Source organism: Neoluteolibacter marinus (assembly GCF_014904755.1).
Taxonomy (GTDB): domain Bacteria; phylum Verrucomicrobiota; class Verrucomicrobiia; order Verrucomicrobiales; family Akkermansiaceae; genus Haloferula; species Haloferula marina.
In genome coordinates this window covers 1-15,866 of the sequence record NZ_JACZFQ010000101.1, presented here as the reverse complement: position 1 = coordinate 15,866, position 15,866 = coordinate 1, and the positions used below count along the sequence as shown (strand labels likewise).

The 15,866-nt window shown below is 67.2% G+C and carries 16 protein-coding genes; 5 read left to right on the top strand and 11 right to left on the bottom strand.

All coding sequences use genetic code 11. The annotated features are described in order from the left end of the window. Positions 1-4: 4 nt before the first annotated feature. A complete protein-coding gene (locus tag IG178_RS19855; RefSeq protein WP_193214329.1) occupies positions 5-766 on the top strand; it encodes a ThuA domain-containing protein in 762 nt (253 codons plus the stop codon). A gap of 77 nt (positions 767-843) precedes the next feature. Here the strand turns inward: IG178_RS19855 and IG178_RS19850 are convergent, their stop codons facing one another. From IG178_RS19850 to IG178_RS19830, 5 genes are all read right to left on the bottom strand, one after another. Continuing rightward, positions 844-1,653, bottom strand: coding sequence for a ThuA domain-containing protein (locus IG178_RS19850; protein WP_193214328.1), 810 nt, complete (start codon positions 1,651-1,653; stop codon positions 844-846). A 79-nt stretch (positions 1,654-1,732) separates the two neighbouring features. Continuing rightward, positions 1,733-2,662 carry a hypothetical protein gene (locus IG178_RS19845; protein WP_193214327.1) on the bottom strand — a complete coding sequence of 310 codons (930 nt, stop codon included), beginning with the start codon at positions 2,660-2,662 and terminating at the stop codon, positions 1,733-1,735. A 124-nt stretch (positions 2,663-2,786) separates the two neighbouring features. Beyond that, entirely contained in the window at positions 2,787-4,820 is a 2,034-nt protein-coding gene (locus IG178_RS19840; protein ID WP_226895618.1) for an autotransporter outer membrane beta-barrel domain-containing protein, read from the bottom strand. Positions 4,821-4,950: 130 nt separating this feature from the next. After that, positions 4,951-5,703 (bottom strand): LytR/AlgR family response regulator transcription factor, encoded by a 753-nt coding sequence (locus tag IG178_RS19835; protein WP_193214325.1) that lies wholly within the window; start codon positions 5,701-5,703, stop codon positions 4,951-4,953. Beyond that, positions 5,700-7,082 (bottom strand): sensor histidine kinase, encoded by a 1,383-nt coding sequence (locus tag IG178_RS19830; RefSeq protein ID WP_193214324.1) that lies wholly within the window; start codon positions 7,080-7,082, stop codon positions 5,700-5,702. The genes IG178_RS19835 and IG178_RS19830 overlap by 4 nt, the downstream gene beginning before the upstream one ends. Before the next feature lie 304 nt (positions 7,083-7,386). On the opposite strand from IG178_RS19830, the gene IG178_RS19825 reads away from it, so the two are divergent. After that, the gene (locus tag IG178_RS19825) at positions 7,387-8,343 is read left to right on the top strand and encodes a thioredoxin family protein (RefSeq protein WP_193214323.1); all 957 of its coding nucleotides are present in this window, start codon (positions 7,387-7,389) and stop codon (positions 8,341-8,343) included. Between the two features lie 5 nt (positions 8,344-8,348). Here the strand turns inward: IG178_RS19825 and IG178_RS19820 are convergent, their stop codons facing one another. From IG178_RS19820 to IG178_RS19805, 4 genes are all read right to left on the bottom strand, one after another. Further along, positions 8,349-8,801, bottom strand: coding sequence for a DUF2062 domain-containing protein (locus tag IG178_RS19820; protein ID WP_193214322.1), 453 nt, complete (start codon positions 8,799-8,801; stop codon positions 8,349-8,351). Between the two features lie 4 nt (positions 8,802-8,805). After that, on the bottom strand, positions 8,806-9,315 hold the full coding sequence (locus IG178_RS19815; protein ID WP_193214321.1) for a DUF1003 domain-containing protein: 510 nt from the start codon (positions 9,313-9,315) through the stop codon (positions 8,806-8,808). A gap of 21 nt (positions 9,316-9,336) precedes the next feature. Further along, a complete protein-coding gene (locus tag IG178_RS19810; RefSeq protein ID WP_193214320.1) occupies positions 9,337-11,427 on the bottom strand; it encodes a glycoside hydrolase family 15 protein in 2,091 nt (696 codons plus the stop codon). Between the two features lie 67 nt (positions 11,428-11,494). Continuing rightward, positions 11,495-12,223, bottom strand: a complete 729-nt coding sequence (locus IG178_RS19805) for an SGNH/GDSL hydrolase family protein (RefSeq protein WP_193214319.1) — start codon at positions 12,221-12,223, stop codon at positions 11,495-11,497. Positions 12,224-12,355: 132 nt separating this feature from the next. Here IG178_RS19805 and IG178_RS19800 point away from each other — a divergent pair, with 132 nt between their 5' ends. From IG178_RS19800 to trxA, 3 genes are all read left to right on the top strand, one after another. Beyond that, a complete protein-coding gene (locus tag IG178_RS19800) occupies positions 12,356-12,910 on the top strand; it encodes a TetR family transcriptional regulator (protein ID WP_193214318.1) in 555 nt (184 codons plus the stop codon). Between the two features lie 98 nt (positions 12,911-13,008). Continuing rightward, the gene (locus tag IG178_RS19795; RefSeq protein WP_193214317.1) at positions 13,009-13,566 is read left to right on the top strand and encodes a carboxymuconolactone decarboxylase family protein; all 558 of its coding nucleotides are present in this window, start codon (positions 13,009-13,011) and stop codon (positions 13,564-13,566) included. Between the two features lie 19 nt (positions 13,567-13,585). Continuing rightward, positions 13,586-13,903 carry a thioredoxin gene (gene trxA, locus IG178_RS19790; protein ID WP_193214316.1) on the top strand — a complete coding sequence of 106 codons (318 nt, stop codon included), beginning with the start codon at positions 13,586-13,588 and terminating at the stop codon, positions 13,901-13,903. A gap of 54 nt (positions 13,904-13,957) precedes the next feature. Here trxA and IG178_RS19785 read toward each other — a convergent pair whose 3' ends face one another. Beyond that, the gene (locus IG178_RS19785; protein WP_193214315.1) at positions 13,958-14,995 is read right to left on the bottom strand and encodes a hypothetical protein; all 1,038 of its coding nucleotides are present in this window, start codon (positions 14,993-14,995) and stop codon (positions 13,958-13,960) included. Further along, positions 14,992-15,866: PEP/pyruvate-binding domain-containing protein (locus IG178_RS19780; protein WP_193214314.1), on the bottom strand; the 875-nt coding region annotated here is incomplete at its 5' end. The genes IG178_RS19785 and IG178_RS19780, both read right to left, overlap by 4 nt.

Sequence of the window (15,866 nt, the reverse complement as noted above, 5' to 3'; positions counted from 1 at the left end):
AACGATGAAAACCAACCGACTGACCCGCCGCGCGCTGCTCTGCGCGATCGCCCTCGTTCCCGCCCTGGCCCAGGCGCTGCCGCCGGACACCACCGAGCCGATGGGCCAGAGCTTCGCCGAACCGAAACCCGCCAAGAGCCTCCGTGTCGCCATCGTCGGCTCGGGATCGTCCCACGACTTCCCGAAGTACTTCCTCGGGACCGACTCGGAGACCCTGAAGGCTGCCGGCGACATCGACGTTGCCGCGACCCCGAACCTGGCGGAAGCGCTCAAGCTGATGGAACAAGCCGACGTCCTCGTTTTCAGCGGCAACCACAACCAGTACGGAAGCGACGAATTCCAGAAGGCCCTCAACAAGTTTGCGGACGACGGCAAGGGCCTGGTGTTCGTCCATGCCGCCACCTGGGCGCATCCGTGGAAGGGCTACAATGACCGCTTCATCGGCGGCCGCACCCCCAGCCACGGCTACGGGGAGTTCAAGGTCACCGTCACCGACAAAAAGGCGGCGATCACCAAGGACGTTCCGGAGTTCTTCGACATCACCGATGAAAACTACCGCTTTCAGCTCAACAAGCGGGCCAAGGTCGATGTCTGTTGCGAGAACGCCGCGGACCAGACGGACGGTCCGATCCCCAGTGTTTGGGTGGTGAAGGACCGCAAGGCGAAGATCGTCTGCATCACCCTCGGCCACGCGGAAGAAGCCCACAACAACCCGGCCTACAAGCAGCTCCTCACCAACGCGGTGAAGTGGGTGGGCGGAAAGTGAAGCCTGCTTGACTCCGCCTGGAGCGCATTTTCCAAGCCGTCGCGACACTGATCGCGGCGGCTTTTTTCATGCCGGGGCTACTTGTCCGACTTCTTGGGGCGGCTTGGCAGTGCGACCGCCTGACGCAGTGAAGCAATATCCGCCGCGGTGCAGAATTCGTCGACGTTGTCCCGGCGTGCGGCCCAGGCCACCGCGCGGCGGAGGATGGTCCGGATGCCGGCCTTGCCGTAGTTGGCCGTGGTGCCTTGGAGCATCACCACCGCCCGGTGCGGTTTGCCACCGGCGAGGGTGCTTTCGTAAGCCCAAATTTGCGGTGGGTCCCCGGATTCGGCGCCTTGGCCCGCCGGGGCGGGACGGGTCGTTTTGTCAGGATCCCCGGTGGATTCCTTCTGGCTGGAGGTGGCGAGAATCTCGATCCCGGTGGCGAGATCGAGGCCACAGATCGCCTCCTCGTTGCTTTCGATGGCGGCGGCGCCGTCGACAAGCGGGTGCCGGTCGGTGGCGACATCGATCACCGTGTGGCTGGAGAGACGCCGGCTCTCGGGGGTCCAGGCGGCGCCGAAGACCGGCTTCGCCCAGGCGGCGTCGCCCGCCGCGATCGCCCCGTGGAGGCCGATGACCCCTCCGCCGCGCCGGGCAAATGCCTCGATCGCGGCGCGATCACCTTCGGGAAGGGGCTCGAATTTCTGCTGATGCAGCACCAGCACGTCGGCGTCGGCCATCGAGCCTTCGTTCAATTCTCCGGCGTAGGGCTTGAGACCATCGCCATCCAACGCTTTGACCAAGGCCTGGGCGGTTCCGGGGGAATCCGCCCACACCATCACCCCCGGGGGAACCGCGAGGACGATCGGGCAGCAGAGGGCGAGGCAAAGGGGGATTGTATGCATCCAGCGGCGCATGATCGCGATACCTCGCTGCCGCAACGATTCTTGCAAACTGGTTTGGTCGAATTCGCAGGAAAATCGACTATTCGTCGCCTTCCTGCATCATTTTTTCGGCCATTTTGATCCCCATCAGCTGCATTTCCTTCATTTGGTCGCGATACTCCCGGAAGGCGGCAAGCTGCGGTTCGTCGAGGATGGTGGCGGCTTCTTTCATCAGGTTGGCTTCCTGAGTGGCCCAGCTTTCCTCGAATTTTTCGACCATCCCTTCATTTCCCATGTTCCCGAAGGCATCGGGACCGAGGAAGTCGGGGGTATCCGCCTCGGTCCGGCTGCGGAACATGGCCTCGACGAGGCGGGTCTCGGTCGCCTCGTCGAGGGTGGCTCCCTGGGTGGCGAAGGTGGCGCGGATACCGTCGAGCTGTTGCCGCTCCGGGAGCCGGTCCTGGTAGTCGGTGTAGCGTTGGAAGTCCTCGTCGCTGTTGAGGAACTTGCGGATTTCCTCCTTGTTCGCGGCCTTGCGGGCCTCGAGTTCCGCGGTGAGTTCCTCGCGTTCGGCGGCCGAGGCGCTCATCAACTTCATCCCGATTTCCTGCTGGTCGGCCATGTCCTTGCCGAGAAGCGTCTTGAAGTAGTCCTTCTCCTCCTTGGTCAGTCCCAGGCCTTCGATGAAGTCCTCGTACATCATCGCCACCGCGATCTTCACGCCCTGGTTCATCATCGCCTTGCCGGCGGGATTGTCCCACATCTTGCGGACCGTCTTGCCGAGCGAGCCGTCGTCGGCTTCGGGCGAATCACCGGCGGTTTCCGGCCGGCGGGCGGCCTTGGTCGCGGAGCCCGCTCCTCCGGACGGCGCGGAGGTCACCCCAGAGGGGGTGCCGCCGGGCATGCTGCGGGCGCTTGCGGGGGCCGCCGGATCCACCGCCTGGCGCAGGGCCGCGATGCGGCTCTCCTCGATGGCGATCGTGACCACGACGGCGACAGCCGCCAGTCCGACGGCGTGGAGGGTTTTCATGGCAGCAAGCTGCCTGACAGGCCGTCGGAAAGCGATGGAAACCTGAGCCGGTGCGAACGGAAGCCCGGGACCCCCGCATGGAGCAGCGGTCCCGGGCACCGAGCCACGAAGAAAGCAGGGGAAGTCAGGGGACGGTGACCTTCAGCCGGGCGAAGATCCGGCCCGTTGGGGCGGTCGGGATGTCAACGGTCCACAGTTCGCCGCCGGTGACAGGGCCATGGGTCATGGTGACCCCGTCCACGCCGTCCGCCGCGGTTTCCCAGTCGGCGAGGTTGTCGCCATATTCGACCTCCGGCGGGAGGGTCGCGGCGGCGGTGGCTTGTTTGAAGGTGAAGCGGAAGAAGTTCGAACCGCCGTCCTCCATCAGGCTCCCGACCGGGAGAGCGCTGCCAGCCGCCAGGGGATTACTTCCGGTGTAAAACTCGAGGAAGTTGGCCACGCCGTCGTGATCGGGGTCGCCGTCTGGCAAGGCATCGCCGGGATCCGCCCAGGCGATCCCAGCGGCCCAGTCGTCATAGACCCCGCTCGCGGCGGTGCTCACCAGGGCGATCTTGTTGCCCTCGTAGGCGTAGTCGATTTCGTAGCCGTCGGGCACCAGCGGGGAGTCGAGGAACTCGCCGACCAGGGTTCCGTAGGTCGCCAGCACGTAGACCGGCTGGTCGAGTTGCTCGTCCTGGATGAAGAGGTAATGGGTGGCCGCGGAGATGTCGAGTTGGCCGCCGGTGGCCAGGACCGCGGCCTCGCCGCCGATGATGTCGGTCGTGAGGTAGCCCGTGATCGTGGTGTCGCCGCCGACCCCGAGGGTGCCGAGATTCACGCCCGGCCAGACGGTCCCGGAGGCCTGGAGAGACCCGGCGATGGTGCCGGTGCCGCGGATTTCCCCGAAATCGCCGACCGTGACGTCGCTGGAGCCCAGCGTCCCGGTCACCACCAGGCCGCCGGACTCGACCAGGGTCCCGCCGCTGTAGCTGCAGGTGCCGGCGAGGACGACGAGACCAGGGCCCCGAATCGTGAGCCCGCCGCCGCCGTCCAGGAGGTCCTGCGGGATGGTGATCTCGTGCGAAGCCGCCTCGCTGCCAGCGGTCGGGGTGGTGTCGATGATCGCGCCGCCGGGCAGGACATTCACTTCGGTCAGCCCGCTGATGAAGTCGCTGTTGTCCGAGGCGGGGAGCAGGACGCCCCCGTTGAGATTGAGGATCGAGGTGCCGGACGAGCCGCTGTGGATCGAATTCGCCCGGACCACGCCGCCGTCCAGGTTGAAAGTAGCAGAGGCGCTGTCCTGGTAGCCGAGGTAGAGGTCCTTGAAGACGTTTTCGGTGCCTTCGCCGGAGATGGTCCAGGTGGCGGTGGCATTGCCGCTGGTGCCGATGCGGGTGTCGGTGGACGGATTGATGAAGCGCCCGCCGCTCACCGTGACGGTGGCGGTGGACCCGTCGCCGCTGCCGAACGCGGCAAAGGTCGAGGGATCGGAACCCGGGTCCTTGGTGAGGCCCGCGCTGCCGGAAATGGCAAGGGTGCCGTCACCGCCTTCGGCTCCGATGACCAGGGTCTGGCCGATGACCATCGCGGAAGTACCACCCATGTCGTAGATGCCCGACGCGTCGTCGCCGCTGGCGACCACGAGGCCTCCCTGGCATTGCAGGAAGCCGGAGATCTGGGTCAGCGAGCCGTTGCTGCCGGCGCCCTTGGCGATGACGATCGAGCTCCCGGGGGTCTTCATCATGAAGCCGTTGTTGAACGTGAGCATCCCGGTGCTGCCCGCCTCGCCGATGCTGACTTCCGCGGTCGCCATGGTGAATGGCCCGTTGTAGTCGAGGGTGGCACTCTGCTGGGTGGAGCCCGTGCCGATCCGCAGCGGTCCGTTGAGGAAGAACTGGCCCGCCAGGTAGCTGACGGTTCCCTCGCTGGCTTCCAGGCCGGCGAGGGTCTGGTCGCTGGTGACCTGGATGGTCCCGCCGTTGCCGAGGACGGCGGTGTCGCCGCCGGTGGGGATGACCCCGCCGGACCAGTTGCCGGCGGTGCTGAAGTCGCCGGTGCCGGCGGACCATTCGATCGGCGCGGCCTGAGCGACGCCCGACGGGAGCAGGGGGATCAGCGATGCGGCGAGAACGGCCGCGGGGGCGCTGGCGTGGAATGAGGGAAGTGGACCTTTCATCATGGCAGGGGGCTTGCAAGAGTTCCGGTTTTTCACCCTGCCCGCATAGGCGCACACCGGATGCTTCCCCACTGCTTTGGGACCAAGACGGGAAATCCCGTGACGAAGGTGCCGATCCAGCGGCCGGAGGACCTCAGCCGGTCATCCGTTCCTGCAAGTCGCGGAGCGGGATCGTCATGTCCAGCCGTGTTCCCGACTTGAGGATCACGCAATAACTGCCGGGCCCCATCGGTTGCAGCTCGCGGATGCGCGAGAGGTTGATGATGGACGAGCGGCTGATCCGCATGAAGCCGGCGCTTTCCAGGCGCGAGATCATTGCGACCATGGTCTCGCGGACGATGTGGCGCTCCTTGCCGCAGTGGAGGACCAGATAGTTGCCCGCGGATTCGACGTGATCGATCTCCTCGGCGCGCACGAAGAGGATGCGCTCCGGGGATTTGACCAACACGCGGGGGCCGACGTCTGAACTCTTCAGGTGGGCCAGCAGTTCGGAAAGGCCGCTGCCAGTGCCCGGCGGCGAAGCCAGCCGCGCCCTGGCCCGCTCCAGCGCCTCACGGAAGCGTGCCGGCTTGAAGGGTTTGAGCAAATAGTCGACGGCGCTCACCTCGAAGGCCTGCAGGGCGTGCTTGTCGTAGGCGGTGGTGAAAATGATGGCCGGCATTTCGCCATCGTGAATGGCCTCGATGACATCGAAACCGCCGAGTCCGGGCATGCGGATGTCGAGGAAGACGAGATCGGGACGCAGGGCCGAAATGGCGGCAAGTGCTTCCTCGCCGTCCGCGGCCTCGCCGACCACCTCCACCGCAGTTTCTTCGGCCAGGAGTCCCCGGACCCGGTTGCGGGCGAGTTCCTCGTCGTCGACGATCAGGCAGCGCAGGGTTTTCATGTCGGGTCGCTTGCAAGAATCGCGGGCATCCGGATCACCGCCCGCGCGCCGCGCTCGCCGGGCGAGTTCATGATGAAGTGGTGCCGGCCCGGGTGGAGCGCCTCGAGGCGTTCGCGGATGCTTTTGAGGCCGATCCCGCTGCCGGATCCGCCGCTTGATTTGAGCAGGCCGTCGCCGTCGTCCTCGATGCCGATTTCCAACATGCCGTCCGCCACCGAGGTGCGGATCTGCACGGTGCCGCCGCGGTTGCTGGGTTCGATGCCGTGCTGGATGGCGTTCTCCACCAGCGGCTGGATCAGCAGCGCCGGGACCTTGAAGTCGAGGGTCGCCGGGTCGATCCGGCGGACGACCTGCAGGCGGTCGCCGAAACGCATCCGCTGGATCTCCAGGTAGCGGTCGACGAAGTGAAGCTCTTCGCGGAGCGGGATCTCCGGCTTGCGGTCGCCGTCGAGGGCGATGCGCATCAGGTCGCTCAGCGACACGATCATTTCTTCCGCGGCCTCCGGGTCGCGGCGGGTCAGGGTGGCGATGCCGTTGAGGGTGTTGAACAGGAAGTGCGGTTGGAGCTGGGCCTGCAGCGCGCGGGCGCGGGCCTGTACGTGCTGGGAATCGAGCAGCGCGGCCCGGCGGTTTTCCTCGCGGGCGGTGCGGAGGAAGATCCATGCGTGCGAAAAGCCGGTCAGGGCGAGGTAGGCGAATCCGTCCAGCACCAGGACGGCGGTTGGCAACTGGGCGGGGAGCCCGCCGAGAACGGCTTCCGAGCGGCTGGAAATGTCGCGCCACTTCTGGGAGATCCGCTGCTTCATCTCCTCGCGGGTCATGATGCGCCCGGGCAGCTTGCGGGGATCGAGCCCCGGCGGCAGGCCATACGAATAGGGGATGTCGACCTGGGGATCGAGGCCGATCTTGCGGCTGAGCGGGATGCCGAAGTCGCCGCCCGGCGTGAGGTCCATGCCGGGAGGAAACCACGCCTCGACCGCGGGCATCGGCACGACGATCGGCTGCCTGCGGGCGGCGCTGGTCTGGAACAGCAGGCACAGGCCGGTGAACGCGATGCCGGCGACCAGCAGGATCCCGGTGTTGCCGCCTTTCCTCAGGCCGGAGAATGGATGGCGCCAGACGACCAGCAGCACGTAGGGCGCGAGCAGCAGCCACGGGATCCACGGCAGCACCTGTTGCCATAGCAGGATCCGGCCTGCGGCATTGTCGACCGGGCTGCCGTCGTCGGGGCTCATTTCGACGAAAACCAGGCGGTTGCCGGTTTCCCGCCACGCCAGCCAGAAGAAGACCATCAGGGTCAGGAGCGTCCACGGCAGGAAGAACGCCCACAGCCGGCGCCTGCCCGGCGGTCGGATGGGCGATTTCGGTGTGGAGGACATCGGCGGTGGCATCATGGAGCGTGGCGGCCTGCGGGATGCTCCGGATGGGATGGGCGGCGGATCATCGGGGATGAAGGGAAGCATTCCGGGGACCAATGGCAATCCGGCGCCGGGCGAATCGGCCCGGTGCGGGCGGTCGCCCCAGGAGATGGCCGCCCGCCGTCAGCCGTCGGCCGGTTCACAATTCGCCGGCTTGTTCCCGCCGGGCCGGGTCTTTGTCCCAGATCGGTTGGCAGTCCGGGCGGGCGGACCCAGCTTCGCCCACGTCCGCCGGCTGGCGCGACCGCTCATTCCAGTTCATCCCATGCACGCGATCCTGCTTTCCGCCGCCGTTCTCCTTTTGTCCATGCTGCCCGCCCGGTCCGCGACCGGGCCGTGGCTCACCGATTTCTCCCGGGCGCGCCTCTTGGCGAAAGAGGAGGGGAAGGTGCTGCTCCTCGATTTCACCGGTTCCGACTGGTGTGCATGGTGCATCCGCTTGCGCAAGGAGGTGTTCGACCAGCCGGCGTTCGAGAAGGACGCCCCGGGGAAGTTCGTGCTGGTCGAGCTGGATTACCCCAAGGACACCGCGAAGCTCCCGGAAGCGACCGTCACCCAGAACAAGGAACTGCTGGAGCGCTACCCGGTCACCGGCTACCCGACCGTTCTCCTTTGCGATCCCGAGGGCTGTCCCTTTGCGGCCACCGGCTACCGGGAAGGTGGTGCGGCGGCCTATCTCCCGCATCTCGACGCACTGATCGCCCGCCGGAAACATCGGGACGATGGACTGGCGGAGGCCGCGGGGCTCGACGGCGTGGCGAAGGCGAGGGCGCTGATCGCGGTGCTCGACGGGTTGGAGCTGCCCGGGGCGATGGTCCGGATCCACTACCGCGAGGTGCTGGCGCAAATCCAGGCTGCCGATCCCTCGGATGAGACCGGTTTCGCGAGGAAGCAGGCGGACGAGGTCCGGCTTGCACGGTTCCTGGAGCAACTCGGGCGTTTCCGCTCGGAGGGTGACCTCGACGGGGCCTTGGAGATGATCGAACGGACACTCGCCGATCCGGAAGTGACGGGCGGGTTCCGCCAGCAGGTGCAGGGGCATCGCGCCGGATCGCTGGCCTATGCCGACCGGGACGATGAGGCGATCGCGGTGTTGCAAGCCGCGGTCGCGGAGGCCCCCGACGGCGAGCACACCAAGGAACTCGCGGACTTCATCAAGGTGCTCGAACGGAAGAAGGCGGGCCTGCCCTTGAAAGAACCCGCGAAGACCGGAGCGGAGTAGCCGTGTCAGCGGGGCCGGCCGGTCGTCCGGAGGAAACGACGGGCAACGTAGTAGGCGGCGATGCCGGCGGGTGCCCCGACAACCGCGCCGCCGAGCAGCAGCGGTGTTTCGAGCCGGACCAAGGATGCGGCGTGCAGCCAGCCGGCGAGATCGCCGTGATGAAATCCTCCGGGGATTCCGGCTGCCGGCGGTCTGCCGAGCAGGTGGCTGCCGGCCTTGAATTCCCAAGCCAGCAGGAACGGCGCGATCGGCAGGAGCAGGTCGTGCAGGGTCACGGCGATGGCCGCTGCCACCACGTTGCCCTTGCAAAGCCGGGCGGCGCCCATGGCCAGCAGGGTCTTGATGCCGAGCGGCGGGAAGAAGCCGACGAAGGTGCCGATGCCGATCCCGAGCGCGATTTTCCGGGGATCGTCGTTCAGGTCGCGGATCCGGGCGAGCTGCTGTTGGAGCCACTGCATGGGATCAGGCCCGGTGGGACTGGATGTGGCTGTGGATTTCGGAGGTCAGCGACTCGATCCGCCGGCTCATTTGATGGGTCAGGTCGGTGAGCTCGGTGTTGCGGCGCATGAGTTCGAGCAGCAGATCCAGCTGCCGGGCGGACTCGAGCTGGCGCTCCGAACTGATCCTGGCGATCTCCTCGCGGTGCATCGCGTCGTTTTCGGCGCCCGCCTTGTCGCGGTCCGCCTGGCGGGTCTGGGCGAGCAGGATCAGCGGCGCGGCGTAGGCGGCCTGCAGGCTGAACGCGAGGTTGAGCAGGATGAAGGGATAGAGGTCGAAACGGACCACCCCGATCGCATTGAGCAGGATCCAGGTGCCCACCAGCACGGTTTGCCCGATGAGGAACGCCGGGGTGCCGAAAAACCGGGCGAAAGCCTCGGCCCTGAGTCCGAAGGCATCGCTGCCGAAGGCGGGGGCGAGGTGGCCGCTATGCGAGTGGAAGCGCAGGTGGTGCTTGGATGGCGCGGGGTTCATGATGCCGGGGTTCGGTTGGGGTCACTGCTTCAGGTATCGCGCCGCGACCTGCGGCGGAAGGTCGAAGATGGAGCCGTCTTTCAGGGAGCGGAGCAGCTTGAGATACTCGGCGTGGGCCCAGACCAAGGGCATCGCCGAGCCCGCCGGCTTGCCCGGGAGGAGGCCGCGGTCCGGGATCGGCTCCCCGTCCCAGACCTGCTCCGGGATCAATCCGCTGCCATTGGCAAAGCCGCGGACGGTGGCGGCCAGGCGTTTCGCTTCGCCGACCCGGCCCGCGGCCAGTTCGTAGTGGGCGCGCTCGCCGGTGAGCAAGGGCCACTGGCGGCCGCGGCCGGTGCCGTCGAAGGGACTGCCGTCCTCGTGCTCGCCGTAGCCGTCGCCGTTGTAGCGGTACCACGAGGGGCCGCCGGGAAAATCGCGTTTCAACAGCGCGTCGATCACCTTGACCGTGCCGACGATGCGCGGGTCGCCGGCGGCCCGCAGTCCGAAGCGGACCAGCGCGAGCGCGTCGGGACTGACGATCTCGACGGTCTCCCCGCAGGCATCGGCCGGCGGGCGGTTCTTGATCGGCACGAAGCCCCCCAGCGGCGATCCCGATTCGGCCACTTCGGGCGGTGAAATCCGGACGTAGTAGCCGTCGACGCCGTGTTCCGTCGCCAGCCGGGTGCCCTTGGCGTAGGTCCAGTCGTCGATCTTGCCGAACCAACGGTCCGCGGTTTCGAGGGCCCTCTCCGCCAATCCGCCGCCGCAGAGATCCGCCGCCACCACCAGCGCCGCGATTTCCGCCGACAGGGTGAACGGCGAGCATCCGGAGTCCTCTTCCCAGCGGTCCTGCATGCTGACCGGACCGCGGGTGATGATGTAATCGGCGGCCTTGCCGACCATCGGCAACAAGCCGGCCAGCTGCTCGCCGCTGAGGGCACCGTGGCGGCGCGCGAGATCGACCAGCAGCACCGGCAGCGCGACCTCGTCCATCTGGATGCCGGGCCAATAGGGCGTGCCGTCGAGCCACTGGTTCTGCGGCCAGTGGCCGTCTGCTTCCTGGGTTGCCTGGAGGTAGTGGAGAATGCGGCGTGCCTCGTCCCCGGCGCCGATCGCGAGGAAGCCTCCGGCGGTTTCCGCCAGGTCGCGCGGCCACACCAGGTGGTAGCCACCGAGGTCACCGTCGCCCTTCGAGGCGCCCCAGGGGATCGAGAGGCTGGCGATGGTGCCCCCTTGGAAGACCTTGTCTTCATGGACCCGGAGTACCGTGGCGCTGATCCGGTCGAGCGCCGAGCGGCAGCTGTCACCGAGGCCGGCATGCCATTGTTTCCAAGGTTCCGCGAAGCGCTGCCTGAGGTCGTTCAGCGGCTCCGTCAAGGTCATGCAGGCCAGGTGGCCGGCCTCCGCGGGGCTTCGCCCGAAGCCCAGCACGACCGGGACCGGCTCGCCGGTGACGGCGATTTCCCCGACCAAGGCGACATTGCCGTCGGCCGCCCGCTGGTGGGACCAGGTCAGGCGCTTCGAGCGGTTGAGGTCCTGCCAGCCGTCGGAGCTGCCGACGAAGCCGGCCGAGCGGCCGCGCCACGCCGCGCCGGTGGCGAGGGCCATGGCGATGTTCCCGCGGGAGGCGAACAGCAGCGGGGTTCCCTTGTGTTCGCCGGTCCACGCGGTGTTTCCCATTCCCTGGTTGCCGATGTGGGGCGACAGCAGGACGTGGAGTTTCAGCTCCGGGCTCCACTGCTCGAAATGGAGGACCTGCACCAGGCAGTCGCGGCCGGGGTCGGAAAAGACCTCTTTCACCAGGACGTAGCGCCCTTGCCGGCAGCGGTTGGTGATCCGGAACATCGGCACGCCGGCGACCGGGACCTCGATGGTCGAATCCGTGTCGCGCTTTTCCTCGGAGAAGAACTGGTCGCCGTCGGTGACGATGAACTCGAGGTCCCGCGTGCAGGCATTGTCGATCCGGGGATAGTAGACCTCGTTGAGGATCCCGTGGCTGACCGCATACCAGACCCGGCTGTGGCCTCCCAGGGCGGTGCCGACGCCGTCCTTGGCGCTCGATGTCCAGCGGGCCTCGATCCCAGGCCATCCCGGGGCGTCACCCGACGGTTGCAAATGCTCTTCTCCCATTCCCGCAAGCTAGCATGCCGGATGGATTCTGATAGGGAGATGAGTGGAAGCCGCCCGTTCCGGTTTCTCACCGCAATCTCGAGGAGATCTCGGACGCCACCTGTTCGGCGAGGAAGGAGTAGCCGGCGGGAGTGAAGTGGACATCGCCCGGTTTCGCGGCGATGCCGGGCAGCTTCCGCATGGCGCGGGCGTGGAGGTCGTCGATGGCGACCCCGTGCTTTTCCATCACCTCGCGGGCGATGCGGTTGTAGACGAGTTCGTCGCCCTTGATGCGACCGGCTTCGTTCTCGGGGACCGGCGTGGTCGAGGCCCAGACCAAGGTCGCGCCGGTGGCCTTGAGGCGCACGACGGCGACCTCGAGATGGGCCCGGTATTGCTCCGGAGTGGCGCTGACCTTGCCGTGGACCTTGTCGCGGTGACCCTGGTTCTTTGACTTCGGACTGCGGTAGCAAAGGTCCCAGAGCCCCCAGTTGAAATGGATGAGGTCCCACTTCTCCTTGCCGAGCCAGGTGTCGAGCTGGCTCGCCCCGTATTTCGCGGTCTGGCCGTTCGTCGGGATCCGGTGAACGTTCGCTTTGCCTGCCAGCAGTTTTCTCACGGGAACGGTGTAGCCGATCGAAATCGAGTCGCCGATCAGCAGCACCCTCGGCAGTTTCGGGTCGTCGGTCGGATTGGCGAATGCCTGCTGGTACTCCTTGCCGGTGTAGAGCTCCCCGCGATCCGCCAGCGACTCCCCGGCGAGGGGGCGCGCTGAACAAAGCAGGAGCAGGGCGAGCACGGTTTTGGCGGGGATCATGACACGACCGTCCCGGACGATCCGTGACGCGGCAAGGCCAAAGGCGAGCGGGCGGGGAGACGCGGTGTCCTTCCGGAAAAGGGCGTCCCGATTCGGTCCTTGAAAACAGACAGAGCTGTCCGATGGTCGGGCGTGAGCCAAGCCCGGGAACGTTTGCTGGAGACTGCGGGTCGCCTGTTTCATGAGCGCGGCTACGAGTGCGTGGGGATCAACGAGATCATCGCCACCGCGGAAATTGCCAAGGCGACCTTCTATCAGCATTTCCCCGGCAAGGAGGCGCTGTGCGCCGCGTGGTTGCGGCGTGAAGCCGAGGAGTCGGAGAAGGGTCAACGCGAGCTGCTGGCGGAGGATCGTCCGGTGGCCGGCAAGGTGGCGGCGAAGTTCGACGGCATGGCGGCCATGCTGGCGGACGAGGGCTTCCATGGCTGCCCCTTCTGTGTGACCGCCACGATGGTATCCGCCGATTCGGAGGTGACGGCCGTGATCCGCGCCTTCCGCGAGGCGACGCGGGCGTTCTGGCAAAAGCTGGCGGCGGCCAGCGGGCGCAAACCGGCCGCAGCCCGCGACCTGGGGGATGCCTGGATGCTGCTCTACACCGGTGCCATCACCGAGGCGCGGAACCTCGGTTCGGTCTGGCCGGTGGAGCAGGCCAGGAAAGCCGCGTTGAGGCTGCTGGCTGCCGCCTGAACCGCTCCCCGCGATCCGGGAAAAACCGCGAAACAAAAATTTTCGGAATAGACAGACCGGTCTACCTGTCTCATGGGCGTCACAACGACCAAGCAAACATGAACCTGAAACTGCAGACCATTGAATCCGCCCCGGAAGCTTCCCGTCCCTTGTTGGAGGGTGCCAGGAAGTCGCTGGGCTTCGTGCCGAACCTCTTCGCCGTGTTCGCGAACTCGCCCGCGGTGCTGGAGGCTTACCAGGGACTGGGCGCCGCCTACGGGAAGAGCTCGCTGTCGCCGGCCGAGCAAGAGATCGTGACGATCGCCGTGAGCATCGAGAACGGCTGCGACTACTGCGTCGCCGCCCACACCACCATTGGCCAGATGCGCAAGGTCGACGCCGCGGTGCTCGGGTCGCTGCGCGACGGCGCCGCACTGGAAGATCCGCGTCACGAGGCCTTGCGGCGCTTCGCGCTCGAGGTGGTCCGCCACCGCGGCTGGGTGCCCGGCGAAGAGCAGCAGGCGTTCCTTGACGCGGGCTTCACCCCCGCCCAGGCGCTCGAGGTCGTGCTCGGGGTCACTCTCAAGACACTCAGCAACTTCACCAACCATCTCGCCACGACCCCGCTCGACGCCGCGTTCAGCAAGAACGCCTGGAGCGCCGGCGTGGCCGCCTGAATCCTGAAACCACACCATCATGAAATCCACTGAACTCAATTCCTCCTCCTTCGATGCGGCGCTCGCGGCGTCCACGGGCCCGGTCCTCGTCGACTTCTGGGCACCGTGGTGCGGCCCCTGCCAGCAGCTCGGACCGGTGATCGACCAGATCGCCGCCGAGCAGCAGGGCAAGGCGCTCGTCGCCAAGGTCAATGTCGACGATGCCCGCGACCTCGCCGGTCGATACGGGATCCGTAGTATCCCGACCCTGATCGTCTTCCGTGACGGTCAACCGGTGCAGCGCCTGCAGGGCGTCCAGGCGAAAGAGCGGATCACCGCGGCGCTGGCGGCGGCTTGAGGTGTCGGGCGGGTCGCGTCGCGAGGCGCGGCCCGGCCCGCAAGGCCGCGGGGTTCAGTCGCCGGCAAGGGCGTCGAGCACCAGGCGCTGGTTTTGCCGGAGCACGTCCATCCAGTGGTTCATCCACTCGGCATGGCCGAGGTCCCGCCAATGTCCGAACAGGTGTCCGGCATCGTCGAGGGCACGGCGTCCGGAGGGCTGGTGGATCTCCAGCGTGAAGGAACAGTTGTACCGGCCCAGGTCGCCGGTGGCGGCGGCGAGGAGCTTCGCGAGGCCTCCCGGGCCGAACAGCGGCGTGAGGGCGCGGCGTCCTTCGTATTCGAAAGGAATCGGGATCTCGGTGAGGAAGCTGAGATGATCGGAAACGCCGTAGGGGCTGAAGGTCGACGAGGGGTGGCCGTCGTGGAGGTGGAAATGGACCGGCTTGCCGATCTCTCCCAGGCGCTGGATCAGCGAGCAGACCACCGGCAGGGCGGTGGCGACGGAGGCCTGGAGGTCGGCGGCGACCGCGGGAAGTTCGGGATGGCCGGGCTTGAATTCACAGGCATCGCGGCCGGGGTGAAGTCGACCGAAGTGCGCGCGGGCCTGGCGGATGCCCACGTGGCTGACATCGACGCACACGCTGGTCTTGCGGCAGGCTGAGATGTTTCCGGCGAAGGCCGCGAAGTCCTCCGGTTCCAATCCGACGGCGTATTCGATGAACAGCAAGGGGGCGCCGGGCAGTTCCTGCAGGCGGGTATCGAGCTCCCGGACGCCGTGGAGATAGTCATCGGCGCGGTCCGTCATCTCGTGCTGGTCGTGGACGACCATGCCCATGATCCGGCCGGCGAAGCGGCGGGCGAATTCCCGGACCTTGCCGCGGCTCGCCGGATCGAGCAGGTCGATGTCGCGGGACAGGTGGACGACCACCGGCTGGTCGTTGGCCGGCTTGAAGGTGAGCAGGTGTTCGAGCTCGTCGGGATGCCCGCCGTAGATTTCGGCACCGAGGCCGGCTTGCTCGAAGCGCAGCTTGGCCAGGGCCAGCAGGGCGTCGTCGCCTTCGATGCGCTTCTGGAACAGGCCGAGGACCGGCGGCTGGGGGGCGGGATTCATGGTTGCGACGGGACGCCTTGCTGGGCGCGGGCCTGCACGAGGGTGATCTCATCGCCGCAAACGACGCCCTCGACGTCGAGGGGGAAGCCGAAGGATTCCTCGAGGGCGCCGGCGATCCGTGCGAGGCGGGCCGCGGTGCTGGTCCTCATGGCGGCATCAGTGGAAAAGGGAACGTGGGAATAGTCGAGGCGGCGTTGCGCCGGGGAACCGTCTTGCCCGGTCTCCAGGGCGTGGCTGAAGTTCGCGAAGGCGAGCATGGTGCAGGCACCGGATGCCTTGTCACAGGCAAGCCGGTACGGGGTGCCACGGGTGGCAGCGCTGGCGAGCGTTTCGCCCAGCCCGACGGCAAGCTCGACGTAGCACTCGCGCGGATCGTGGCGTTGCGGATGAACGGTGTGGAGGATGAAGGAAAGGTCCGGTTCGACCAGCGGTTGGATCAGCACCGCCATGTGGGCGGCGCTGTGGGGGATGCCGGCCTGGCGGCGGCTGATGGCGGCCCGCTCGGTCCAGAGGGAAGCCCAGACGCCGGGGATTGCCGTGGCCAGATCCGCCGCGGTGACGCCGGTGACCGACTCGTGCAGTCCCGCGCCTGCCATCTCCGCCAGGTCTTCCGAGTTGGCACTGGAGCGGACGGCCAGCCGGCAGGTTGGACCAAAAGCCTCCGCGATGGCGGGAACGATCTCCGCGGGGAGCGGGAGGGCGGCGATCAGCTCGCGGAGCCGGGCGCAGGTGGCGGGAAGTTGTTCCAGCGGCAGCTCCTCCGCGTCCTTCATCAAGCGGGCGCGGTCCGCCGCGAGATCGGGAGAGGCCTGCAGGGCTGTCTCTAACACGCCGAAGGGAATCACCCGACCGGGTGGCGCCGCGAAACCGG